The organism is Bradyrhizobium sp. SZCCHNS3016 (assembly GCF_032484535.1).
Taxonomy (GTDB): Bacteria; Pseudomonadota; Alphaproteobacteria; order Rhizobiales; family Xanthobacteraceae; genus Bradyrhizobium.
The window spans coordinates 172,505-195,124 of sequence record NZ_JAUETE010000011.1; the positions used below are offsets into that span (position 1 = coordinate 172,505).

The 22,620-nt window shown below is 66.0% G+C and carries 21 protein-coding genes; 10 read left to right on the top strand and 11 right to left on the bottom strand.

The window, feature by feature from the left end; all coding sequences use genetic code 11:
- Nucleotides 1–7 precede the first annotated feature (7 nt).
- The 6 genes from QW881_RS21510 to QW881_RS21535 all read right to left on the bottom strand — a co-directional run bounded on the left by QW881_RS21510 (nucleotide 8) and on the right by QW881_RS21535 (nucleotide 5,828).
- Nucleotides 8–868: a DMT family transporter gene (locus QW881_RS21510; RefSeq protein ID WP_316159021.1), complete on the bottom strand. Its 861-nt coding sequence runs from the start codon at nucleotides 866–868 to the stop codon at nucleotides 8–10.
- Nucleotides 869–936: 68 nt separating this feature from the next.
- Nucleotides 937–1,533, bottom strand: a complete 597-nt coding sequence (locus QW881_RS21515; protein ID WP_315756579.1) for a TetR/AcrR family transcriptional regulator — start codon at nucleotides 1,531–1,533, stop codon at nucleotides 937–939.
- Nucleotides 1,534–1,656: 123 nt separating this feature from the next.
- Nucleotides 1,657–2,274 carry a TIGR03809 family protein gene (locus QW881_RS21520; protein ID WP_316159022.1) on the bottom strand — a complete coding sequence of 206 codons (618 nt, stop codon included), beginning with the start codon at nucleotides 2,272–2,274 and terminating at the stop codon, nucleotides 1,657–1,659.
- Between the two features lie 468 nt (nucleotides 2,275–2,742).
- Nucleotides 2,743–4,386, bottom strand: a complete 1,644-nt coding sequence (locus QW881_RS21525) for a S8 family serine peptidase (protein WP_316172820.1) — start codon at nucleotides 4,384–4,386, stop codon at nucleotides 2,743–2,745.
- A gap of 33 nt (nucleotides 4,387–4,419) precedes the next feature.
- Nucleotides 4,420–5,262, bottom strand: a complete 843-nt coding sequence (locus QW881_RS21530) for a hypothetical protein (RefSeq protein WP_315756513.1) — start codon at nucleotides 5,260–5,262, stop codon at nucleotides 4,420–4,422.
- Nucleotides 5,259–5,828, bottom strand: coding sequence for a sigma-70 family RNA polymerase sigma factor (locus QW881_RS21535; protein WP_008961196.1), 570 nt, complete (start codon nucleotides 5,826–5,828; stop codon nucleotides 5,259–5,261). Before QW881_RS21535 ends, QW881_RS21530 begins: the two co-directional genes overlap by 4 nt.
- Nucleotides 5,829–6,150: 322 nt before the next feature.
- On the opposite strand from QW881_RS21535, the gene QW881_RS21540 reads away from it, so the two are divergent.
- The gene (locus tag QW881_RS21540; protein WP_315756514.1) at nucleotides 6,151–7,314 is read left to right on the top strand and encodes a GGDEF domain-containing protein; all 1,164 of its coding nucleotides are present in this window, start codon (nucleotides 6,151–6,153) and stop codon (nucleotides 7,312–7,314) included.
- A complete protein-coding gene (locus tag QW881_RS21545) occupies nucleotides 7,311–8,420 on the top strand; it encodes a DUF2336 domain-containing protein (protein ID WP_315756515.1) in 1,110 nt (369 codons plus the stop codon). The genes QW881_RS21540 and QW881_RS21545 overlap by 4 nt, the downstream gene beginning before the upstream one ends.
- 28 nt (nucleotides 8,421–8,448) lie before the next feature.
- On the opposite strand, the gene QW881_RS21550 is transcribed toward QW881_RS21545, so the two are convergent.
- Both QW881_RS21550 and QW881_RS21555 read right to left on the bottom strand, forming a co-directional pair.
- Entirely contained in the window at nucleotides 8,449–9,087 is a 639-nt protein-coding gene (locus QW881_RS21550) for a DUF1109 domain-containing protein (RefSeq protein WP_315756516.1), read from the bottom strand.
- 2 nt (nucleotides 9,088–9,089) lie between these two features.
- Nucleotides 9,090–9,635: a sigma-70 family RNA polymerase sigma factor gene (locus QW881_RS21555; RefSeq protein ID WP_315756517.1), complete on the bottom strand. Its 546-nt coding sequence runs from the start codon at nucleotides 9,633–9,635 to the stop codon at nucleotides 9,090–9,092.
- A gap of 325 nt (nucleotides 9,636–9,960) precedes the next feature.
- Between QW881_RS21555 and QW881_RS21560 the strand changes: the two genes are divergently transcribed.
- The 6 genes from QW881_RS21560 (at nucleotide 9,961) to QW881_RS21585 (ending at nucleotide 15,626) form a co-directional block, all read left to right on the top strand.
- Nucleotides 9,961–10,350: a hypothetical protein gene (locus QW881_RS21560; RefSeq protein ID WP_315756518.1), complete on the top strand. Its 390-nt coding sequence runs from the start codon at nucleotides 9,961–9,963 to the stop codon at nucleotides 10,348–10,350.
- An 84-nt stretch (nucleotides 10,351–10,434) separates the two neighbouring features.
- Nucleotides 10,435–11,214, top strand: coding sequence for an enoyl-CoA hydratase (locus tag QW881_RS21565; protein ID WP_315756519.1), 780 nt, complete (start codon nucleotides 10,435–10,437; stop codon nucleotides 11,212–11,214).
- 250 nt (nucleotides 11,215–11,464) lie between these two features.
- On the top strand, nucleotides 11,465–12,880 hold the full coding sequence (locus tag QW881_RS21570; RefSeq protein WP_315756520.1) for a TolC family outer membrane protein: 1,416 nt from the start codon (nucleotides 11,465–11,467) through the stop codon (nucleotides 12,878–12,880).
- Nucleotides 12,881–12,965: 85 nt separating this feature from the next.
- The gene (locus QW881_RS21575) at nucleotides 12,966–14,612 is read left to right on the top strand and encodes a caspase family protein (RefSeq protein ID WP_315756521.1); all 1,647 of its coding nucleotides are present in this window, start codon (nucleotides 12,966–12,968) and stop codon (nucleotides 14,610–14,612) included.
- Between the two features lie 109 nt (nucleotides 14,613–14,721).
- Nucleotides 14,722–15,300: a hypothetical protein gene (locus QW881_RS21580; RefSeq protein ID WP_409998989.1), complete on the top strand. Its 579-nt coding sequence runs from the start codon at nucleotides 14,722–14,724 to the stop codon at nucleotides 15,298–15,300.
- Between the two features lie 38 nt (nucleotides 15,301–15,338).
- Nucleotides 15,339–15,626: a DUF3303 domain-containing protein gene (locus QW881_RS21585; protein ID WP_315739898.1), complete on the top strand. Its 288-nt coding sequence runs from the start codon at nucleotides 15,339–15,341 to the stop codon at nucleotides 15,624–15,626.
- 156 nt (nucleotides 15,627–15,782) lie between these two features.
- On the opposite strand, the gene QW881_RS21590 is transcribed toward QW881_RS21585, so the two are convergent.
- The 3 genes from QW881_RS21590 to QW881_RS21600 all read right to left on the bottom strand — a co-directional run bounded on the left by QW881_RS21590 (nucleotide 15,783) and on the right by QW881_RS21600 (nucleotide 19,800).
- On the bottom strand, nucleotides 15,783–16,982 hold the full coding sequence (locus QW881_RS21590) for an adenylate/guanylate cyclase domain-containing protein (protein WP_315756522.1): 1,200 nt from the start codon (nucleotides 16,980–16,982) through the stop codon (nucleotides 15,783–15,785).
- A gap of 204 nt (nucleotides 16,983–17,186) precedes the next feature.
- Nucleotides 17,187–18,536 carry a carbohydrate porin gene (locus QW881_RS21595; protein ID WP_315739900.1) on the bottom strand — a complete coding sequence of 450 codons (1,350 nt, stop codon included), beginning with the start codon at nucleotides 18,534–18,536 and terminating at the stop codon, nucleotides 17,187–17,189.
- Between the two features lie 406 nt (nucleotides 18,537–18,942).
- Nucleotides 18,943–19,800: a LysR family transcriptional regulator gene (locus QW881_RS21600; protein ID WP_315716073.1), complete on the bottom strand. Its 858-nt coding sequence runs from the start codon at nucleotides 19,798–19,800 to the stop codon at nucleotides 18,943–18,945.
- A gap of 97 nt (nucleotides 19,801–19,897) precedes the next feature.
- On the opposite strand from QW881_RS21600, the gene QW881_RS21605 reads away from it, so the two are divergent.
- Together QW881_RS21605 and QW881_RS21610 are read left to right on the top strand one after the other, a co-directional pair.
- On the top strand, nucleotides 19,898–20,275 hold the full coding sequence (locus tag QW881_RS21605; RefSeq protein ID WP_315756523.1) for a tautomerase family protein: 378 nt from the start codon (nucleotides 19,898–19,900) through the stop codon (nucleotides 20,273–20,275).
- Between the two features lie 719 nt (nucleotides 20,276–20,994).
- A complete protein-coding gene (locus QW881_RS21610) occupies nucleotides 20,995–21,633 on the top strand; it encodes a leucine-rich repeat domain-containing protein (protein ID WP_315756524.1) in 639 nt (212 codons plus the stop codon).
- Nucleotides 21,634–22,620 lie beyond the last annotated feature (987 nt).

A 22,620-nucleotide genomic window follows, 5' to 3' on the forward strand; every position in this document is an offset into this window, starting at 1 on the left:
CGCCGCTTCAAATCGGCCGAGCGCTCGGCCTCACTTGTGTGATCGCGACGCCGGTGATCGCCAGCAGCCCGCCCGCAATCAGCTTCGGTGTCAACCGCTCGTCCAGGAACAATACGCTCGAGATCAAGGCGAACACCGGAAGCAGCAGGCTGAACGGTGCGACGCGGCTCATGGAGTAGCGGGCGATCAACCAGAACCAGACGCCAAACCCGACAATTCCGCCGATGAAGACCGTGTAGGCGAGCGCCAGCCATCCGCGTTCATCCGCCGCGGCAAGGCTCGCCACCTGGCCATATTCGAGGAACGACGACATGACCATGACTTGCGGCACGGTGAGCAGCGACGACCATCCCATCAGCATCAGCGGTTCAAAAGGGCCGTAGCGCTTGGTCAGGACGTTGGACACCGCGAATGCGAAGGCTGCGCCAACCACCAGCAGCAGCGGGAGCACGTTTGCCGTCAGACCCGGCTCGGCCGCCAGCACGACCACGCCGGCGAATGCAAGCCCTACTCCAGCGCATGTGGAGAGGGACGGCTTCTCCGCCAGTAGCGGCCACGCCAACAGGACGGTGAAGGGCGTGGCGAGTTGATAGGCGACGGCTGACATGCTTCCCGAGCCGAGCCCAAGACCAACATAGAACAGCCCGAAGTTCAGGCCGCCCAGGAAAACGGAAATGACTGCGATGTGACCGAGCTGTTGACGCGTCGGCCTTTTGACGAACGGAACGAGCAGCAGCGCGATGGCCAGAAATCGAAGCGCGAGAAAGAATAGCGGCGGAAACTCCGTCACCCCCACTTTGATGACGACGAACTGATAACCCCACAGTAATGGAACGGCCACCGAGCAGAGAATCTGGACGATGGTCATGGCATTCTCCATTTAAGGACTGATCAGTCCAGATATAGGCGGCTCAACAACAAGGCGCTCAACGGTCTCTATCGAATGACGCGGTCGAGAAGCGCGTCAACGGTGGCTTGCGATGTGATCGGCGCCGGCCCCGTCTTTCCGACCACGCGCAGCCCCTCAACGAAACAGACGAGAATTCGCGCGGCACTCGAAGGTTCGACACCCTCGGCCAGTTTGCCCGCCATCTTCGCGCGGGACAGTGCATCCGCCACCCGGATCTCCATGGCCTTGAAGAAACTCGCGATGCGCCGACCAACTTCGGTGTCCTGGCCAGCAAGCTCCATGGCTGTCGCCACCAGCAGGCAGCCGCGCCGACCATTGGCCCCGCAGGTGCGGTCGACGTAGCCGGCAAGATAGGCCCGCAGGCCGTCGACCGGCTCCCTGCTTGGGTCGAGCTCGGTATCCATCCGGGCCAGGGCATCGGCGATGTAACGGTCAAGCGCGAGCAGGAACAGCGAGTGTTTGTCACCGAACGCGGCGTAGAGGCTGCCACGCGAGAGCTTCGTCGCCTGAAGAAGATCAGGCAGCGCCGTCGCGTGATAGCCACGCGACCAAAACACACCCATTGCCCGCTCGACAGCGGCGTCCATGTCGAAACTTCGCGGGCGCCCACGCGGCAACTGCATCGGAGTCTGGCGGCTCATCACCGATATATGAACCATTCGGTCTTGAAATCAAGTGACCAGATTGAGGGCGGCTTGCGGCCCCCTTGGCTGCGATGCGGAGTGGGTCTGGAGCTCGCCCTGCGCCTAGAACGCGACCGCCAGCGCGGGATAGCGGCGCTCGATGGCGTCGAGATCGACCACCGGCTCGTCATACTCGGCGTCGGATTGAATGCCGATGCTCAACGCCTGCTCCAGGGCGAACATGTCGATGCGGGACGGCGCGACGGTCGGCTCCGGCGCGATGGCATCTTCGGACACATAGTCGGGTTCGATGACGTCGTCCGGTTCCAGATCATCCGCGGCCAGCTCGATCTCGGGCTCGACGATGATCTTGGACTCCGCAAGGATGGTTTCGAGCGAGGGCGGCAGCGCGATGGGGCGCCGCTCGATGGGATGATTCTCGTGGAGACGGAATTTGATCGGCTCCGGCTCGGCGAGGCGTGCGGGCGCAGCCACCATCGCAGCCGGCCGCTGGCTCGGCACGATGCTCACCTGCTCGGGCTCGGCGCGGGATAGCGCCTGCCAGGTCTGCACCGCGGCCTTGGCTTGCCGGATATCGTCGAGGAGCGACTGCTCGGTGTAGTAGCGGCGCCAGCGGCCGCTCTGGAACAGCTCGGTCAGATGGTCCAGGCGCCTTTCGGCAAGCGCGCACCAGCGTGCAGCCAGTTCGCGGCTGCAAGCCACGTCCGGTCGATGTGTCATGGGGGAGCCCGCGAGATAAGGGGACGGACGCACTCGGCACGAATCAACGCAACGTGACGTGAATATTTTGTGGAAAAGGTTAACAAAGTCTAGCTAATGCCATGTTGTTTGGCGGCCAAACCGTAGTCGTGCGGAAATTTTCTCCGTGTTTTTTCGGAATCCGGCCTAGTGCAGCCACGCGAACGCGGCCAACGACATCGCCTGACACCCGAAGATGTGCCCATCGGGCGGGCGAACACTGCCGGATATCAATGTCGCCGGGATTTGACCTGGCCCAGAAATGGAAGACCCGTCCGGGGGGACAACCGGACGGGTCGAGCCATATGGGCGCTTGGGGTGGATGGGCGCTCGCGCCGTATATAGCCTTGGGGAGGGGATCACCGCTCCCACATGCTTTCTGTCGTGACCGCCCCGCTGCACGTTCAAAGCGAGCGGGAGAATTTCGGAACGTTCACGAAAACGTTGGCGTCATTGCTGCGCCGGCCGAAGCGCGTCGCCGGCTGGAGATGCCTCGGTCACCGCGGCCGGCGCCGGGCGCAACTCGCGGGCCGCCGCGGGCTCCGTTTGCAGCCCCGCGGAAGGCACAGCAGCAGCGGGCGCATCCTGCGGCGAGACCACGGCCTGGACCGCCGCCAACGCATCCGCCCCCCCTGCCCCGAACAGATCGTCGCGTCCGGGGGTCCCGAGATCGCGCGCGGTCCCGGTCAGCACGATCCGCACCGTTTCCGGCTTCAACGCGGGATTGCGCTCCAGCACCAGCGCCGCAAGCCCGCTGACATAGGCCGCGGAAAACGAGGTGCCCGAGATGATCTGATATTTTCCGTCCGGCGCCGGCAGGAAGATCTCGGCGCCGGGCGCGGCCAGCGCAATGTAATTGCCGCGGTTCGACGCCGGCAGCAACTGATCCCTGTCATCGGTCGCACTGACGGCGATGACGTTCGGATTGCCCGCAGGATAGAGCGGCGGCGACTTGGCCCCGGCATTGCCGGCCGCAGCGACCATCACGACGCCCTTGGAAGCGACCGCCGCAATCGCGCGCTCGATCACCGCATCCTTCGGGCCGGCGAAGCTCATGTTGACGATCTGCGCACCATGCAGGGCCGCGTAGTCCAGCGCCTTCAGGATCACATAGGAGCTGCTCTCCGGCCCGCCGCCTTTCTTGGCCATGCCGAAGGCGCGGACAGCGATGATGCGTGCATAGGGCGCGCTGCCCATCAACCGCTTGTGCGACACGATCACGCCAGCGATGCCGGTGCCGTGCGCATGCGGCCCCTCGTCACCGCCGAGCGCGTCGAATGCGTCGAACGACGCGTCGGCGAATTCCGGGTGCTTGAGATCGATCCCGGAATCGATCACTGCGATGGTGACATTGGAGCCCTGGGCCAGCCTGTGCGCTTCGGGCAGCCGCAGCTTCGCCAGCGCGTATTGCGCCGGATCGCCCTCGACAGGCGGCGCACTCTGCTGCTGCAGCGTATAGCGGTAGTTCGGCTGCACCGAACGCACCCTGGCATCTGCCGCGAGCGCACGGCTGACCGCCTGCACCGAGCGGCGATCGGTGATCCTGAACAGACCGATGGTGGCGCCGATCAGCGGAAAGCGCTGCGAGCTGATACGCTGCAGGCCATGGCGGCGCGCCAACGCGTCGGCCTGATCGGCCGAGAGACCGTCATCGATCTCGGCGACGATCTCGTTGGCGACGGTCCGCGGATCGCCAGCGGCCGCAGCCTTGGGCTCGCGCGGTTGCGTCACCTTGGCGGACCTGCCTTTGTCCAATCTTCCTTGGGCTTGCTGGCCCTGCCCGTCCTCCGTCACCGACCGGCGGTCGAGACATTCACCCGACACGCTGCGATCCGCCGGGTTGCAGGACGCCTGCAGGTTCGGTCCAAATCGCGCATTGGGAAAGGTCGGGCGCAAGGCCATCCCGGTCGGCGGCGGCACACGCATCGCGGTGCCCGGGTTGATGCTCGGCACCCGGCTCGGGATGTTGATGTTGGGCGAACGCATCATCGCCTGGGCATGGGCACTGAGGTCGCCACCCGCGAAAGCAGGCATTGCGACGACAATCAGTATCGCGACCGATCTGGCGAACTGTAGCGGCGAAGTGGACGACATGGAGCCTCCGAATGACGTTCGGACGGCGCGGGCCTATTGCGCGGCCACCGCGAGGCTGACGATCTTCTCGCGCGCCAGACGGCCGATCAGGCTGTCGGCCTCGGCCTTCGACAGCGGCCGATCGCCGAGTTGCAGCTTGAACAGGCCGCCTCTGGCGCCCTCGACGATCGACGCCTGGTAGCTGTCGAGCAACGCGGAGATGTCGGCCATGCGCGCATCCGGCGCGAACCGCACCAGCGCATAGGCGGGCGCGGTCGATCCGGCGACCTGCGGTCCAAGGCCGCGGATCAGCGGAGCGGCCGGGGCCGGTGCTTCTGCCATCCGCGAACGCGTCATGCTCTCGGGCGTCCGCTCCGCCGGGGCCGGCGCAGCAGCGCTCGGCGGCGGTGGCGCGGCCATCGGTTTGCTCGCGGGCTCGGGAGCTGCGTTCTTGTCCTCGACCGAGGCGGTCTGATAGGTCGCGGTCTGGGAGCGCATCAGCACGGCGCCGATCACGCCGGCCTGCGCCAGCACCAGAAGCGCGCCGAGGCTGACGGTCCACGCCAAGGTCCGCGGCGACAGGCTGTCGAAGAAATCCATCAGCCGCGCGCTGAAGCCGCGCGGCGCGGCAGGCTTCTGCATCGGATCTGCCTCGATCGCCGCGAACAGCTTCTGCATCGCGCGCATCGAGGGCGCGCCGAGGCTTTCGTTCAGCGCGATGGTCTCGGCATATTCCTTCTGGATCTCCGCATACTGCCTGGCGAGATCGGCATCGTGGGCAAGCACCTCCTCGACCCGGCGCATGTCGCGCGCGCTCAGCGTGCCCGCGGCGTACCACGGCAGCAGGAGTTCGATCTCTCCGGGCTCTTGCTCCAGCATCTTGCTCAAAGCCATCATGGCCAGCCTCTTTCAATGCCGGCCGCTTTCAGGAGTTCGGCCAATTTCTTGCGCGCATAGAACAGGCGCGTCTTGACGGTGTTTTCCGGAATTCCGACGATCTCGGCCACCTCCTCCACGGACTTCTCGTGGTAGTAGACGAGATCGACGATCTCCCGGTGATCAGGCGAAAGCGCCGTCAGGCACTTGCGCAATGCTTCGCCGGTATTCTTCTTCTGGACCGCGACCTCCGGATCGTCGGACGTATCCTCGATCGCGTTCGCGGCCTCGTCTTCCAGCTCAACGTCCTTCCGGCGCCGAAGTGCCGACAGGGCCTTGAACCGCGTGATCGCCAGGAGCCAGGTGGAGACGGCAGAACGGCCTTCGAACTTGCCGGCCTGACGCCACACGTCGAGAAAGACCTCGCTGATGAGGTCTTCCGCGACCTGCTCGTCCCGCACGAGCCGGAGCCCGAAACGGTACACCCTGACATGGTGCCGTCCGTACAGCACCTGCATGGCGAGCCGGTCGCCTTGAGCGATCCGGGCAATCAGGGTTTCATCTGACGCCGCTGCTGTCACGCTCAATGGCCGTCTCGCAAGATTGGTCTGGAGGATTGACGTCGCGGTTCGAATACAACCGCAAAAATCTTCAAAATACCGGAAAGATACGTCCCGAAATGTGAGTTGGCGCACAGACTTGCAGATTTCGCTGCAGCGCGCAGGTCGATCGCGACCAGCGGGTTCCCGCCTACCATGTTCCGCCCGTTCCCGCCAACTGCGCGTCCTGAAAGCCGTAGATTCCCCGTCGCAGCACGACGCCGGCGGCCTCTTCGTCCATGTCCATAGATACCAAAGTTAAATGCTTTCCCACGTAGATTTTGAGCCAACGACGAAGAATCGCGAGCACATGGGCACGACGGCACCGCCTTTTCCCAGTCCGAATGTCGCTGAGGCCGGGGACGCGCAGCCGTCTCCGTCCAGCGACCTGCGCGCGCGTCGTGCCGGGCGGCGCCGGCAGATGCTGGCGCTGGTCGCCGGATGCTACCTGATCGACGCCGTCATCCTGCTGATCTACGCCCAGGCGGGAACCGTCCCGGTCACGATCGCGCCAGCCTATGCAGCGATCGGCGTTCTCACCGTCGCGTTGTGGACCGCTTTGTCGGAGAGCGGTTTCAACGACCGTTTCCGCGACCACTACCTCGTGGTGCCGCAATCGCTCGCCAGCATGATGATCACGGTCGCGTTCTGCTACATCGCGCCCGAAGTCAGCATCCTGTTCCTGTGCACGCTGTACATCGTCGTCGCCTTCGCCTCGCTGCGCGCGACGCCGCGCCAGAGCGCGATCTGCTGGACGTTCCTCGCGATCGGGCTGGCGGGATTGTTCCTGCTCACCGACAAGCCGCTCGGCATGCCGCACGACAGCGGCCTCGAGCGGCTCGCGACGCTCCTGGTCTTCCTCCTCACCATCGCCGGCTGCATGTTCCTCGGCATCTTCTCCAGCGCACTGCGCGAGACGCTGTACCAGCGCGGACAGAAGCTCAAGGAAGCCTATCGCCGCATCGAGGAGCTGGCCGAGATCGACGAGCTCACCGGCGCGCTGAACCGGCGCTCGATCATGGATGTGCTGGACGAGGAGATGGCGCAGGCGCGGCAGGGCGGCCAGCCCTGCTCGGTCGTGCTGATCGATCTCGACTGGTTCAAGCGCATCAACGACACGCATGGTCATCCGACCGGCGACGACGTGCTGCGCACCTTCGCCATCACGATCTTCGCCAACATTCGCGGCAGCGACCGCTTCGGCCGCTACGGCGGCGAGGAATTCCTGCTGGTGCTGCCAGGCGCGCCGGCGGACGCCGCCGCGCGGCTCGCCGAACGATTGCGCCAGATCATCGCCGGCCTCGACTGGAGTGCGTTTTCGACCGGCCTGCAGGTCACGTTCTCGGCCGGCGTGGCCACCCCGCGCGGCGACGAGACCGCCGATTCGCTGCTCACCCGGGCCGATCATGCGCTCTACGACTCGAAGGCGCAGGGCCGCAATCGCGTCACCAGCGCCTGCGCCGTCCCGGCATGACCCCGAAACCCGCCCCGAACGAAAGCCTGCTCGACGAGCTCGAGGACACGCTCGCGCACGGCACCGTCGCGCGGCGGGTCGAGACCCTGCGCAAGGTGACGGACCTGTTCGTCGACGGCGCGACGGACTTCGCCGATGACCAGGTCGCGCTGTTCGACGACGTATTCGAATGCCTGATCGACCACATCGAGATCTCGGCCCGCGCGCTGCTCGCGCGCCGGCTTGCGCCGCTTGCGTCGGCGCCGCCGCGGACGCTGCACCGGCTGGCGGATGACGACGCCATCGATGTCGCAGGCCCCGTGCTGTCGAAGTCGGAACGGATCGATGAAGCCGCGCTGATCCGCACAGCCGAGACCAAGAGCCAGGCGCATCTGCTCGCGATCTCGCTCCGGCGCGTGCTCAGCCACGCCGTCACCGACATCCTGCTCAGGCGCGGCAACGACGAGGTCGTTCACAGCACCGTCAGCAATCCCGGCGCCGACTTCTCGGGGACCAGCCTCGACACGCTGGTCGATCGCGCCGCGCTGGACGAAAACCTCGCCGCGTGCCTCGCCATGCGGCCCAATCTGCCGCGCCACCTCTATCTGAAGCTGGTCGCCAAGGCGTCTGCCACGGTCCGCACGCGGCTCGAGGCGGCAAATCCGAAGCTCGCGCAGGAGGTCTCCTCGGCGGTGCGCATGGCGGGCCGGCGGGCGCGATCGAGCGCGGTGGCGCTGACCAGCCAGACCGAGATCGCGCACGCGCTGGTGCGCTCGCTGCATGCCGAGGGCCGGCTCGACGACCGTCTCGTCGTGCAGTTCACCGAGCAGCGCAAGTTCGACGAGGCCAATGCCGCCGTCGCGGCCATGGCCAACGTGCCGGTCGCGGTCGCCGAAAGCATCATGATCGAAAGCCGTGCCGAGGGCGTGATGATCCTTGCCAAGGTCGCAGGGCTGTCCTGGCCAACGGTGAAATCGATCATCCTGATGCGCGACGAGCTCGCCACCACCGCGCCGGCCGATCTCGACGCCTGCAAGGCGACCTATGAGCGGCTCCGGCGGTCCACCGCGCAGCAGGTGTTGCGCTTCCACCGCGTGCAGGACGCCGCGGCGCCGATGCAGGCGTAGTCGCGACCTCGCTCGTCGCGCAGCCCCCTCAATAGCGCAGGACCCTTGCGCCGATGAGCGCGCCGAGCCCGGCCACGATCAGCGCGGCCACCGTGTACCAGGTCGCCACGAACAGCGGCGAGTCGTCGGTGCAATGCGCGGCATAGAGCGTCGCCGCGATCCCCGCCGAGACCAGGCCGGCGATCGCGCCCGTCATCGCCGGACGCGACGGCGCGCCATGGCGCAGGGCGAACAGCGCGGCGGCCAGCAGCGGCAGCGACAGCACGGGAATGGCGCTCATGCACACCATCGAATTGTGGCCGACCAGCCGCGCCATCATCGGCGTGCGCTGCGGCAGCATCGTCTCCGCCGCCATGCCGCCGATGAGGACGACGATCGGCGCGATCAGGAGCCAGCTCCAGCCCTGCAGCGAGGCTTCGGGGCGCGACAGATGCAGGCCGATGATCAGCGCCGGGATCGCCAGCGCCGTGGTGACGACGAACTTCAGGTCGAAGAACGGATTGCGCACCGCGAGCCAGATGTCCGGCCGGACGCCGAGGCCGATGAGCAGCATCGCGGTCGATACCGGCGTCGCCGCCATCAGGGCCAGCGCCAGCACGATGCCGACCGGCTGCGCGCGTTGCGCATTGTCGGCCGCGAGGGTGCGGATGAGCTGATCGGTGTCCATGGTCAGGTATCCCGTAGCTTGGCCGTGAGGCTTGCGAGCGCCCGGTGCAGCGCCACCCGCACCGCGCCCTCGCTCATCGAAAACTTCTCCGCGGTCTGCTTGATCGAGGCGGCCTCGACCGCGATCGACTGCAGCACGTCGCGCTGGCGCTGCGGCAACGTCTTCAGCTGCGCCTCGACCTCGCTGGCCGAGACGGTGGGCGCCGGCGGCGCGTCGGCCAGCGTCTCCGAGAAATCGTCGATGTCGACGAACACCCGCCGGCCGCGCCGGCGCAGCATGTCGATCAGCTTGTTGCGCGCGATCGCGAACAGCCAGGGCGCGAACGGCGCGTCGACGTCCCAGGTGTGCCGCTTCAGGTGAACCGCCAACAGAATTTCCTGCACGATGTCCTCGGCCTGGTCGGGGGGCTGGCCGGCGCGCGCCAACCCCCGCCGTGATGCTGCGCGCAACACCGGCGTGATCGCCCTCAGCAGGCGATGATAGGCCTCGTCGTCACCGGCGACGGCCTGGCGCATCCAGCCCGTCCACTCGTCGTCACGCTCGCGCAACTCCGCTCCACCCCCAGCAATTCGCCCGAAACACTCAGTTTGTTACTCTCGCTCCATCCTCATCACTAATTCGTGATGAAGACATTGGCCTCGGAACCATCCGAGTTACGCCACACCGAGAGCACGCCACCGGGCAAGTCTTGGAACCGCTCCATAGCACCGAATCGCGAGGTGCATGATCAGGTTTGATGGGCAGCGTCGCAAAGTGCGGCGGCGCCCAGCTTTTGCCGTGAGCGGCAGGAAGATACCCATTTTCTGCCCCGTTCTCGACATCTGTCGGGGTCTCACTCCGGCTTGGGCTGGCGGGATGGGGAGAAAGCCGACGATGACGATCCAAGCCAGTGGACGTTCAGCATTGATCATTGCCGCCGCGTTCGTTCTGGGCCTCGTTGGCACTGGATTCGCGCGCGCGGCCGAACAGCAGAGCTACAGTCCGTTCTTGCCGGTGGGGTCCGAGAGCGCTCCGGCGGCGAAGCAGGACGGCTTCCCGGCGCCGCTGCCGGCCGAAGCCCAGGCTCAGGCCGCACCTGCGGCGCAAGCGGCCGACGCCGCGCCGAGCGATGCGCCGGCGGCCTCGGACGTCACCGTGAACATGGTCACGGTCAGCAATGACGACAGCTCCGGCTGGGACAAGGCCTCGATCATCGGCAAGATCTTCATCGCCTGCGGCACCCTGCTCACCCTGGGCTCGGCGGCGCGGATGTTCATGATCTGAGGCGCCGCGCGGCGCCGCACCTACTTGATGCGCATCGATCCAGCGGGCACATTGCCCGCTGTTTTGATTTGCGGGGTTGGCATCATGAGCGTCTACGAGCACATCATCGTCGAAGGCAAAGGCGCGGTCGGTGTCATCACCCTGAACCGGCCGAAGATGCTCAACGCGCTGTCGTTCGGCGTCTTCCGCGAGATCGCCGCCGCCGTGGACGACCTCGAGGCCGACGACGCCATCGGCTGCATCGTGATCACCGGCAGCGAGAAAGCGTTCGCCGCCGGCGCCGACATCAAGGAGATGCAGCCCAAGAGCTTCATCGACATGTTCTCGAGCGACTTCACCGCGATTGGCGGCGACCGCGTCGCGCGCTGCCGCAAGCCGACCATCGCGGCCGTGTCGGGCTACGCGCTCGGCGGCGGCTGCGAGCTTGCGATGATGTGCGACTTCATCATCTGCTCCGACACCGCGAAATTCGGCCAGCCCGAGATCACGCTCGGCACCATTCCGGGCATCGGCGGCACCCAGCGCCTGACGCGCGCGATCGGCAAGGCCAAGGCGATGGACCTCTGCCTCACCGGCCGCATGATGGATGCGGCCGAGGCCGAACGCTCCGGCCTCGTCAGCCGCATCGTGCCGGCCGACAAACTGATGGACGAGGTGATGGCTGCGGCCGAGAAGATCGCAGCGATGTCGCGCCCGGCGGCGGCGATGGCCAAGGAGGCCGTCAACCGCGCCTTCGAGACCCCGCTCTCCGAAGGCATGAATGTCGAGCGCAACCTGTTCCACGCCACCTTCGCGCTGGAGGACCGCGCCGAGGGCATGGCTGCCTTCATCGAGAAGCGCAAGCCGGTGAACAAGAACCGTTGAGATTGCTGCGGGTCACTCGCAGCTGAACGAATCGATCTGCCTCTGATGTCCACGGGTGCCCCCTCACCCGCCTACCGAGCGCGTATCCGTGCGGCCATGTCGCAGCACTGCGACAAACGGTCTGTGGCGAGCACGCCACAACAAACCATGGAAAAGCCTGCCAGATTCCACATCCGCGGTTTGTGTGTGGCCGCCATCCGCCCTAAACAGGTAAACAACTGGTTAAGACAGTGGGACGCGGCGGAGTCGGATGGTGGGTCGAGCCAAGGAATTTGGCGTCGGCGGGGTGCGTGCGCGAAGGATCGGCCTCGGCCTGACCCTCGCGGCCAGCCTTGTCGTCTGCTCGCCCGTGCGCGCCGAGGATCTCGCGGCCGCGCTCGCGAAAGCCTATCAGACCAACCCGGCGCTCAATGCCGAGCGCGCGCGCCAGCGCGCGACCGACGAGAACGTGCCGCAGGCGCTGGCCGGCTATCGCCCGCAACTGATCGCGAGCCTCGGTGCCGGCCTGCAGGCCGTGCGCAACCTGCTCCCCAACAACACGATCCAGACCGCGACGCTGAAGCCCTGGACCATCGGCGTGACCGTCACGCAGACGCTGTTCAACGGCTTCCGCACCGCCAACAGCGTGCGCATGGCGGAGCTGCAGGTGCAGTCCGGCCGCGAGGCGCTGCGCAATGTCGGCCAGGGCGTGCTGCTCGACGCCGTCACCGCCTACACCAACGTGCTCGCCAACCAGTCGCTGGTCGAGGCACAACGCTCCAACGTCGCCTTCCTGCGCGAGACGCTCTCCGTCACGCAGCGCCGCCTCAATGCCGGCGACGTCACGCCGACCGACGCCTCGCAGGCCGAGGCGCGGCTGTCGCGCGGCCTGTCCGATCTCAACGCCGCCGAGGTCAACCTCGCCATCAGCCAGGCGACCTATGCCCAGGTCATCGGCATGGCGCCAGGCCAGCTCCGCGCGGCCGACCCGATCGATCGCCTGCTGCCGCGCAGCCGCGAGGACGCGGTTGCGCTCGGCAACAAGGAAAATCCGGCCGTGGCTGCGGCGAGCTTCGACGTCGACGCGGCCTCGACCTCGATCAAGGTCGCCGAGGGCGCGCTGCTGCCGAGCGTGACCTTGCAGGGCGGTGTCAGCCGCAGCCGCGATTCGGATCAGACGCTGGGCACCTTCGGCACCGACCAGGCCTCGATCGTCGGCAGCGTCACCGCGCCGATCTATGACGGCGGCACGGCGGCGTCGCAGACCCGCCAGAGCAAGGAGCTCGCGGCGCAGAGCCGCCTCGTGCTCGACCAGGTCCGCAACCAGGCGCGCACCGCGGTGGTCAGCGCCTGGGTCGCCAATGAAGGCGCCAAGGTCGCCGTCAGCGCCTCCGAGGCCGAGGTGAAGGCCGCCACCGTCGCGCTGCAAGGCGTCTCGCGCGAGGCCCAGGGCGGCCAGCGCACCACGGTCGACGTGCTCAACTCGCAGGCCGATCTGATCCAGGCCAAGGCACGGCTGATCGGCGCCCAGCGCGACCGCGTCATCGCCTCCTATACGCTGCTCAGCGCGATCGGCCGGCTCGACGTCAAGAACCTCAATCTGAATACGCCGGACTATCTGCCCGAGGTGCACTACCATCAGGTGCGCGACGCCTGGCACGGCCTGCGCACGCCCTCGGGACAGTAGTGCGAGCGGTCATCGCTCAAGGCCGACGACCTTGCTTTGCCGATATTGCCGGATAGTCTGACGCACGAGCGACTCCGGGGCTGTCATGACCGCATTGCGTTACCTGTTGTTTGTTCTCGTTCTCATCAGTTCAGGCAGCACCGCCGCACTGGCGGACAAGCGCGTCGCGCTGATCATCGGCAACTCCGCCTACAAGACTGTCGCCCGGCTATCGAACCCGGCCAACGATGCGAAGCTCGTCGGCGACATGTTCCGCAACGCCGGTTTCGAGCGCGTCGACGTCAGGCTCGATCTCGGCGTGCAGGAGATGCGCCGGGCCTTGCGCGAGTTCGGGGCGCGGGCGCGCGAGGCCGACGTCGCGGTGATCTACTACGCCGGCCACGGCATCGAGCTCGACGGCACCAACTATCTGATCCCGACCGATGCCGCGCTGGAGGCGGACAGCGACGTTCTCGACGAGGCGATCGCGCTGGAGCGCGTGCTGTTCGCGATCGAGCCGGCCAAGCAGTTGCGCCTCGTCGTGCTCGACGCCTGCCGCGACAATCCGTTCGCCAAGACGATGAAGCGCAGCGTCGCCTCGCGCAGCATCGGACGCGGCCTCGCCAAGGTCGAGCCGCCGAACCCGAACACGATGATCGCATTCTCGGCCAAGGCCGGGTCGACCGCCGCCGATGGCGACGCCAGCAACAGCCCGTTCGCAACGGCGCTGGTGGCGCATCTGCCAAAGCCCGGCCTCGATCTGCGCCGCGCGTTCGGCTTCGTCCGCGACGACGTACTGAAGGCGACCGGCTATCGCCAGGAGCCCTATGTCTACGGATCGCTCGGCGGCAACGACGTGGCGCTGGTGCCGGCCGTGCAAGCTCCGAGCGCGGCGGCCGATCCCGACGCAGCGATGCGGCGCGACTACGAGCTCGCCGAGCGCATCGGCAGCGAGGCGGCGTTCGATGCCTTCATCGAGAAGTATCCAAGCGGATTCTACGCCGCGCTCGCCAGGGCGCAGCGCGCCAAGCTCGCGCCGGCGGCAGCCAACGTCGCCGCGCCCGCCACGACCGACGTCACGCGCAGCCCGCCCGAAGCGTCAGGGCAACGTGCGGACAAGCCGCCCGCGGCGTCCGAGCCAGCCAAGCCCGCGATGGTCGCGGCGTTGCCGCCGCCCGCGGACAAGGTCGCGCCGCCGGACCCGGCACGCGAGCTTGCCAGCGAACTGCGGCGCGTCGGCTGCAGCACCGCCGACAGCGACGGCACCTGGGACCTCAACGCGCGCCGGGCGCTGGAGCGCTTCAACAAGCAGGCCGGCACCCGGTTCGATACCAAGCTCGCCAGCCTCGACGCGCTCGACGCCGTCAAGGCGAAGACGGCCCGTGTCTGCCCGCTGCTCTGCCCCAAGGGCCAGCGCGCCGACGGCGAGAGCTGCGTCGCGATCGCCTGCCCCGCCGGTCAGGCGCGCGATGCCGACGGCGACTGCGTGCGGCGCAAGGACGAGCCGGTCGCGAAGAAGCCGGACGAGTCGGCGCGCAGGAAGGAGCCGGCGGTGGCGACGCGCGCCGAGCCCGAGCCGAAGCGCGTCAGCGGCGGCGGCCGCTGCACCAGCATCAGCCAGCGCTGCGCGATCGAGATCGGCGGCCGCTGCAATCCCGCCACCGGCCATTGGGAATACGGCCGCAACGGCGCCGGCGGCAACACGATGTCGTTCAACAACTGCATCGGCCGGATGATGGCCGGGCGGCGGTGAGCCGCGTCGGGCAATCACCAAACCGGCAGTTGCCGGATCGAGCCGCCGCACGTCGCGCAGCCGCGGATTGCCCTGCGTCTCGCCCGAGCTTACGCTGCCCGGATGAAAGGTGGTCGACATGACTCAACGGGATCGAGAGTTTTGCAATCAGGCGCTCGCCCATCTGAAGCGCGCGCTTCCGAAGGACGAATCGGATCCGGCGAAGATCGAGCTTTCTCTTGAGGACTCACCGGTTCTGACCGATCTGAACAACGGGCTGATGGCTGCCTACCTCGTCGACGCGGCTGATCGCTACCAATACGTTCAGAACGGGCATCTGGCCCGCGCTGATCTTACACAAGCCGAGCTGCACCGCCTGGGCGTTGCGAACCTGTTGGCCCTGTTCGAACAGCGATCCCTCCGGATCGAAGCTTTCGGAAACTGCTTCGCGGTCCTGTGCGGCGGCGATTTCGAGGCATCCGCCTTGCTGATCGATACGTTCTGGGACGAAGGGCTGGCTGATCTCGCCCCAAACGGCTTCATCGCAGCCGTCCCATGTCGCGACATCCTCGCGTTCTGTGACGCTGCGAATCCGTCCGGTCTGCAAGAACTGCGTCAGCTCATCGAGCGAGCGCGCAATGCCGACCACCCCATCTCATCAGCGCTCTATCGGCGGAGTGCGGCAGCATGGGAGCCATATCTCGATTGACCGCTCGGCCGGACGCGGCAGGCACAAGGAAGGGACACATGCTGTTCATGGTGATCGAACGTTTCAAGGACCGCGATCCGATCCCGGTCTATCGCCGCGTCCGCGATCCCGGCATCACGTTTCCCGACGGGCTGAAATATCTCGGCAGCTGGATCGAACCCAATTTCGACCGCTGCTTCCAATTGATGGAATGCGACGACGCCCGATTGCTGCAGCAATGGATTCTCTCCAATGCTCGCGACTCCGGCATGACGTTCGAGATCGTGCCGGTGGTGACGAGCGCTGAGACGCGCGAGGTGGTGGCGCCGTTTCTGGACGAGGCGTGAACGGCGGAGAAGTCCGCGTAGGGTGGGCAAAGCAGCAGGCGGCTGCGTGCCCGCCGTCTTTCCACGAACTCATCAGCAGGATGATGGGCACGGCGCCACCACGATCTCGAACGTGGAGACAGCGCGGCTGCGCCTTTGCCCACCCTACTGAATGCCCTACCCATCGAACGAAAACAGCTCGATCGGGTCGTTGAATCCGCGCACCGGGAATTCGCCGACGCGCTCCAGCGCGAACGGGCCTTCGACGAGCTCTGCGAAATCGCGCGACAGCAGCACCGGCCGGCCCACCTGCTTGGTCAGCGCCTCCATGCGCGAGGCCATGTTGACCGCGGGGCCGATGACGGTGAAATCCAGCCGGGTGCGCGAGCCGATATTGCCGTACATGACGTCGCCGACATGGACACCGATGCCGTAGTTCAGCGGCGCGCGGCCGGTCTCGCCGTTGCGCGCGTTCAGCTCGGTCATCGCCTTGCGGGCGCCGCTCACGGCGTGCAGCAGGTTGGCGCAGGCAGCGGGCTCGGTGAGCGGAAAGATCGCCAGCAGGCCGTCGCCGATGAACTTCAGGATCTCGCCGCCGTGCTGCGTGATCGGCTCCACCATGGCATCGAAATAGCCGTTGAGGAGATCGATGACGTCGTCGCGCGGCCAGTTATCGGAGATGCGGGTGAAGTCCCGGAGGTCGCAGATCATGATGGCGGCGCGCACCGTGGTGCCGCTGCCGCGCCGGGTGGCGCCGGCCAGCACCATCTCGCCGGCATGCGGCCCGACATAGGTTTCGAGCAGGGTCCGCGCCAGGCGGTTCTTGACGCGGATCTCGCTGACCAGCGCCAGCACCGGCACGAGCCGCAACAGCGCATCGATGTGCGCCTGGTCGAAGCCGCCGCGCCGGTCGGTCGCGAAGGTGACGATGTGGCGCTTGCCCAGCGTGTGATACATCGGCCAGGCGACATAGTCGGTCAGGCCCTGCGCCCGCATCTCGTCATAGATCGCGTGCCGACGGCCGAGCTCGGGGTCACGCGCAAGGTTCTCACGGATCTCGACGGCGCCGTCGTAGATCTCGCTGGCGGGACTGCCGATATATTCGGAGCGCTCCCGGACGTCGTAATCGACGCGGGCAATGTCGGCGCCCTGCATGCCGTCGCTCCACAGCATGCGCGCGCCGAGCCACTGCGGATGATTGATCTGGACGTGCAGCGAGGCCCGCTTCACCGGAATGCCGGCGCGCTGCAGCCGGTTGCACATCTGCCCGAAGATGTTGTCGATGAAGCGCTCGTCGCGGGTGCCGTTGGTGAGCCAGTCCACGACCTCGTCGCCCAGGCGTCGGCCGGCAACGGGATGGGTGTCTGTTGCGGTCATGGCGGTCTCCTGGCAGGTCGGCGGCGCGACCCAGGAGATGTCGTGCCGCAATGCGAAAGAGTCAATCGACGTCATCGCATCGCGGCCCACCCGAATGGGCAGGATGCGCCAGCTCCGCATCGGATCGGTGAGCCGGATAGCCGAGACGCCTCGCGCAGATGGGGCGGATGCTGCACCTCCGCCCCATCGGCTCACATCGCAGGATCAGAAGTGCACGACCGTCCGCAGGCCGAGCACCACCGCATTGCCGGTCTTCACGCCGGCGGCGTTGAAGCCGCGTCCGCCCGGATTGATGACATACTGGGCGTCGAACTTCAGGTTCATCCAGCCGGTCGCCTGCCAGCCATACCAGGCCTCGATCGGCACCTCGTTGCCGCCGGCATTCGGCGTCAGCGCCGCCGAGTTGACATGCGTCGTGCCGACCGCGAAGCCGACCTCATCGTCGGGACGGAACGAGAAGGTGCCGGTGTGCTTGACGCCCCAGGAGATCTGGTAGTCCTGATACGAGGTGCGGTGATCAGCGACGCTGGTGTTGAGGAAGGTGTACCAGCCCTGCGCCTTGGGACCCTCGACCGTCAGCCGCTGCAGGATCGATTCATAGAAGCCGTAGCGGCCGCGCTGGCTGCTGAGATTCTGATCTCCCACGCCGGGACCACCGGGGACGACGGCGACGATGCCGGGCAAGCCGCCATCGATCGTCGACGCGCTGTCATACCAGCCGCCGAAGCGCCAGGTGCCGTTCAGCGGACCGCTCGGCTCCCACACCACTTCCACCGGCACCAGCACGCCCGAGGCGGGAGTGGAGCGCGGAATGCCCGGCGCGAGGTAGACGCCGGCGTCCGACGTCGTCAGGTAGTTCGGATTGGCATCGTAGACGCCGACCGACAGCTTCCACTCCTTGGTGAAGTTGTAGTGCACGACGCCGGCCCACTGGCTCACCGGCCAGTTGTAGATGTAGCCGCCCTGGATGTTGCCCGGCTGGCCGCCGCAGAAGGTCAGGTTGATGAACTCGCACTGGCCGAAGAAGAAGTCGGAGCCGACCGGCAGCCGGCCGCCCTTGAGCACGAGGCGGTCGTCGAACAGCTTCTGCTGATAGTAGAACTCGGTGAGGCGCAGGATGTTGCCGCGGCCGAACACCTCGTTGGTCAGTTGCAGCGCCGGAATGCCGGCCTCGCTGTTGAGATTCTTGCCGAAGCGATCGACCAGCGTCACGCCGATCATGCCGCCCTGGATGCCGGCGAGCTTGGCCATGTCGAACTTGGCCTCGAACCACAATTGCCCGGCATTGGCCGCGGTGTTGCGCGAGCCACCCGACAGATTGGTGACGGCTTCGTCGCCGAGCGTGAGCGCGAGCGAGATGCCCTGCTCCTTCAGCCTGGTCCGGCCGAGATCGCCGAACAGATACGGCCGCGTCCAGAAATCATCGACACCCGCATAGGGAATCGGCGGCGCCTTCATCGGCAGATCGGCCGCGACCGCACCACCGCCCCCCAACAAACAAGACAAAGCAACCCCTACGCCGCACATGCGCGCGGTCGTCGCAAACCCACTCATTTTTCCTGCTCCTCGCAGCGTCCCCAGGCTCTGGATGTTGTTCTGTCGCGTCCGGCCCAGAGCCTCCGTCCCGGCACGCGCTTCCCCACGGCTCAATCCCGGCCGCCGCTCATTCGAGGAGCGATTTCGTCAACCTGAGATTGGATGGCAATCCTAGCAAGCACCAGGGCGCCCTTGAATAGTCATATTATATTTGGGAGTCGGTATAACCGTAACTGTGACACGAGTGTCACATCCCGCATTGAGGAATAAGGCTGAGGAGCCAATTCCAAGAGCGATCAGATCTGCGCGCGGGCACGCGCGATCCATCCGCGAGCAGGACATCGATCCGGCCGTCGAAATAGCGTTCGGAGTTGATCTCAGCTCCAAGCTCCATCACCTGCGGCCGCTGCACGCGCCGCATGCATCATGCCCGCACCGCGCTTCGGAAGGCCGCCACGAGGGCATCGAGCGCCGCGCGCGCCCGGCCATCCCTCACCCGCGTGTGCAGCACGACCGGCAGCCGGGGCAGCTCCGGCAATCCGAGCCTTGCGCCGACATCGACCGCACCCGATGGCAGCATGCGCGGCGCGAGTGCGGCAACGCCGAGCCCGGCCGTGACGGCCGCGACGACCGCCGCAACGCCGCCGCCGACGAAGATTTCGGCCCAGGACACGCCGGCCGCATCGAGATGCTGCGCGGCCATCGCGCGCACGCCGCACGGCTCGGCCATGGTCGCGACCGGCAACGGCTCGCCCGCGCGCGGCTCCCAATCCGGGCCAGCGAACCAGCCGAACTTCTCCTCGGCCACGAGGTCGCCATCGCTGCGTCCGGCATGCAGGCGGACGATCACCGCCTCGAGCTCGCGCCGGTCGTAGCTCTGCAGCAGGTCGGCCGACGATCCAATGCGGATCTCGACCACGAGATGCGGATCATGGTCGTTCATGCGCGCGATCAGCGCCGGCAGCTCCGGCCCGGCGACATGGTCGCTGATGCCGATGATCAGACGCTGCCGCACACCGGCGAACACCGCGAGCGCGCGGTCGTGCGCTGCCAGCAGCTGACGGGCAGGATCGAGGAAGACCCTGCCCCGCTCCGAGAGCTGCACATGACGCGGCGTGCGCTCGATCAGCCGGCACCCCAGCCTGTTCTCGAGCCGCCGCAGCTTCAGGCTGATCGCGGCCTGGGTCGTCTGCATCGCCTCGGCGGCACGGGTGAAGCTGCCGAGCTCGGCGATACGGACGAAGGCCTGGACCTCGTCCAGGTCGAGCGGGTGTTCGGTCATTTCCAGCCATTATGACTGATATCTCGATCCCCAGCATACCCGAACCGCACCGCCGCATCTAACCTCTCAGCCGACATCACGGATGAAAGGACTAGGGATGCCGCTGCTTCACATCTCGCTGCGCGCGGGCAAGCCGGAGGCCTACCGGCAGGCGATCTTCGACAGCCTCTACCGGGCGATGCGCGAGGCGCTCGACGTGCCGGAGGACGATCAGTTCATGACCATCACCGAGCACGATCCTTCCAACTTCCGCTATGGCAACGCCTTCGGCATCAACCGCAGCGACGATCTCGTCTACATCCAGATCACCGTCTTCAACACCCGCACCCCGGAGCAGAAGAAGGCGCTGTTCCGACGCATCGCCGACCTGCTCGGGGACAGCCCCGGCATCAGGCCGGAGGACCTGTTCATGACCATCCTCGACGCCGCCAAGGAGAACTGGTCGGTCGGCCACGGCCTCGCGCAATTTGCGTGAGGCGATCGGTGGCGAGCGGCTCGCCTGGAAGCACGATGTCTGCGCGCGTCATTGCGAGCGCAGCGACGCAATCCAGAATCCTTCGGAGAGACAGTTTGGAATGCTTCGCTGCGCTCGCAGTGACAAGGAGAGAGCGCGTCGTACGTCCTAGCGAGGCTGCGCATCTTGAATGAAGGCATTCCACTCATCGCGAACGACGCCCCGAAGCAGACCAGGAGGGATCGTGCCCACGTTTGCTGGCCCAAGATAACTGGGCGGTGGGCCGCATGTCTCGATGAAGAAGTTGACGGCGTCGCCTGCTGTCTTAACCCCAGCGGCTTTGGCCGTTGGTGCATGCGTGCGGACGCAGGCTTTGAGGTTTGAGATCACTTGACGTAATTTGTCGTTCTCGGCCCGTGCGGACACTGACAGCGCAACTGCAACAAGCAGCAATGCAATTGCCGTTCTCAAAGCATCGATCCCATGAAATCCAACCCACCAGAATTGCATCGGCAATTGCGGTTCAAGTTTGTAAACACCAGTTACGCGCCGGCTGGCGGGTCAGCCGCCTTCGGGTCAGAAACTGCGTTGTCGTGTCACTGTCGGCTTGCTTACAGTTGAACCTCGATCGCGTAAACTTCCGCCGCGGACCGAAATGCCCGAGATGGATCAGAACCGCCCTTGGTCTCCGGGTGAAGTCGAGGCATGATCTGGCTGTGAGGAACGCGTCGGACTTGCACTTGTCCTTGTGGAAACAGGCGCTCGGCGCCGTGCCGGATCATGTCTGGGATCGGACGAATCTGCAATCGCTCGTGCTGGCCGACAATCGCCTAGTGGAGATCTCGGACAGGGTCGGCGAGCTACGCGCCCTGAGAACGCTGGACCTGGGCCACAACCTGTTACGGCAGGTTCCGGCTGCGCTAGGCGAACTCGTCGGCCTGAGCGACTTCCTGTACTTGCACGACAATGCGCTGAAAGAGCTTCCGTCGTCGTTGGGGCGACTTACCCGGTTGCGCTACCTCAACATCAGCGCAAACGAATTCGAAAGACTGCCCGACGCGGTTACCGAGATGTCAGGACTTCTCGAACTTCGCGTAACCGACAATCGCCTGACGACTCTGCCGACGACCATTTCCAAGTTGACGCGGCTGCGTGAGCTGCATCTCAGGAACAATAGCTTGACCCATTTGCCGGAAGAGATCGGTTCAATGGTGGAGCTGCGGCAGATCGACTTGAGAGGGAACCCTGTCGCCGCCTTGCCGGAAGCGCTGCTCAAGCTTTCACGTCTCGAAAAGCTTGACCTGCGCTGGGTGACGACGATCTCACGCCCGAACTGGTTCGCTGAGCTCGAAGAACGAGGTTGCGCGATTTACCTGTAACGCTTGCGTTTGCAACGTGCACTCTGGTCACAAGCTGCCGTCTCGAACGCCTGAGCGCCATGGCCGTTGTACCGCAGACAGCCGCCGGCTTGCTGCGCCGCGCAGGTCAGAGCGATGGGGTCGAATTCGGTCGTGACCTCCTGTTCGTTGATTTGCCCGACGAGCAGCGTCCCTGCCTTTCATGCAACGAAATCGGTCTCCGCCGACCCCCGATCGGCGCTCGCCGGAACGGCGCGTTTCGTCAGCGACTTCAATATCATCGCTCATTTCAAGAGCTTCGCGCAAAAATAAACCACTTCCGAAAATCAGCAGATCATGTCTATGCTCCCTTCGTTCCGGTCCGGATGAGGGGCGTACGCGTCGTCACGAAACGTTGGGCCGGCAATGCGGTGGACGTGAGGGCATCAGCGCGCTTCATGCGCGGACGAATGATGCGCTTGCGGACGTGAAGTCGCGTGGTCCTGACACCCCGAAGCTGGTGTCCCCGCGGCGGCGGGCGAGAAGCGCGTCGTCGCGCACGGTGGCCAACAAGCCCGGTGCACCGAGGAGATCGCGTATAAGCGTTAAAACCGCCGCGCAGGGAATGCCGGATGAACCGGCTTTGCCTGTGGTACCTGCCGCCTGCATTTTTTTCGCAGGCGGGCCATGGGTGAGGCCCTCACCCGGCATTCCCTGCGCCCTCATCATGTTTCGAGGGCGAATGCTTTCCGCATCCCCCGGGCGCGACCGCGCCGCGGGACCGCGTGTGTATGCCCGGCTGTTTGACTGGTTGGTAGATGAGATAAAGCTCGTAGCTGCGCCACTCCCCGCTCGCCGCAGCGAGGACGTTGATGGGCAATCTGTCTTGGGCGGCGATCTCGGTCTCACCCTCCCCTAGAGGGGGAGGGTCGATCGCACGCGAAGCGGGCGAGCGGGGTGGGGTGAAGCCACGGATGCTGGTGCTGCCGGAGAGATCACCCCGCCCCGCCTCACGTCTCGCTTCGCTCC

What these genes read in the sequence shown, in the direction of transcription:
- QW881_RS21510 (WP_316159021.1), bottom strand. Translation starts at nt 868, where the DNA reads ATGACCATCGTCCAGATTCTCTGCTCGGTGGCCGTTCCATTACTGTGG.
- QW881_RS21515 (WP_315756579.1), bottom strand. Translation starts at nt 1,533, where the DNA reads ATGCAGTTGCCGCGTGGGCGCCCGCGAAGTTTCGACATGGACGCCGCT.
- QW881_RS21520 (WP_316159022.1), bottom strand. Translation starts at nt 2,274, where the DNA reads ATGACACATCGACCGGACGTGGCTTGCAGCCGCGAACTGGCTGCACGC.
- QW881_RS21525 (WP_316172820.1), bottom strand. Translation starts at nt 4,386, where the DNA reads ATGTCGTCCACTTCGCCGCTACAGTTCGCCAGATCGGTCGCGATACTG.
- QW881_RS21530 (WP_315756513.1), bottom strand. Translation starts at nt 5,262, where the DNA reads ATGATGGCTTTGAGCAAGATGCTGGAGCAAGAGCCCGGAGAGATCGAA.
- QW881_RS21540 (WP_315756514.1), top strand. Translation starts at nt 6,151, where the DNA reads ATGGGCACGACGGCACCGCCTTTTCCCAGTCCGAATGTCGCTGAGGCC.
- QW881_RS21545 (WP_315756515.1), top strand. Translation starts at nt 7,311, where the DNA reads ATGACCCCGAAACCCGCCCCGAACGAAAGCCTGCTCGACGAGCTCGAG.
- QW881_RS21550 (WP_315756516.1), bottom strand. Translation starts at nt 9,087, where the DNA reads ATGGACACCGATCAGCTCATCCGCACCCTCGCGGCCGACAATGCGCAA.
- QW881_RS21560 (WP_315756518.1), top strand. Translation starts at nt 9,961, where the DNA reads ATGACGATCCAAGCCAGTGGACGTTCAGCATTGATCATTGCCGCCGCG.
- QW881_RS21565 (WP_315756519.1), top strand. Translation starts at nt 10,435, where the DNA reads ATGAGCGTCTACGAGCACATCATCGTCGAAGGCAAAGGCGCGGTCGGT.
- QW881_RS21570 (WP_315756520.1), top strand. Translation starts at nt 11,465, where the DNA reads ATGGTGGGTCGAGCCAAGGAATTTGGCGTCGGCGGGGTGCGTGCGCGA.
- QW881_RS21575 (WP_315756521.1), top strand. Translation starts at nt 12,966, where the DNA reads ATGACCGCATTGCGTTACCTGTTGTTTGTTCTCGTTCTCATCAGTTCA.
- QW881_RS21585 (WP_315739898.1), top strand. Translation starts at nt 15,339, where the DNA reads ATGCTGTTCATGGTGATCGAACGTTTCAAGGACCGCGATCCGATCCCG.
- QW881_RS21590 (WP_315756522.1), bottom strand. Translation starts at nt 16,982, where the DNA reads ATGACCGCAACAGACACCCATCCCGTTGCCGGCCGACGCCTGGGCGAC.
- QW881_RS21595 (WP_315739900.1), bottom strand. Translation starts at nt 18,536, where the DNA reads ATGAGTGGGTTTGCGACGACCGCGCGCATGTGCGGCGTAGGGGTTGCT.
- QW881_RS21600 (WP_315716073.1), bottom strand. Translation starts at nt 19,800, where the DNA reads ATGACCGAACACCCGCTCGACCTGGACGAGGTCCAGGCCTTCGTCCGT.
- QW881_RS21605 (WP_315756523.1), top strand. Translation starts at nt 19,898, where the DNA reads ATGCCGCTGCTTCACATCTCGCTGCGCGCGGGCAAGCCGGAGGCCTAC.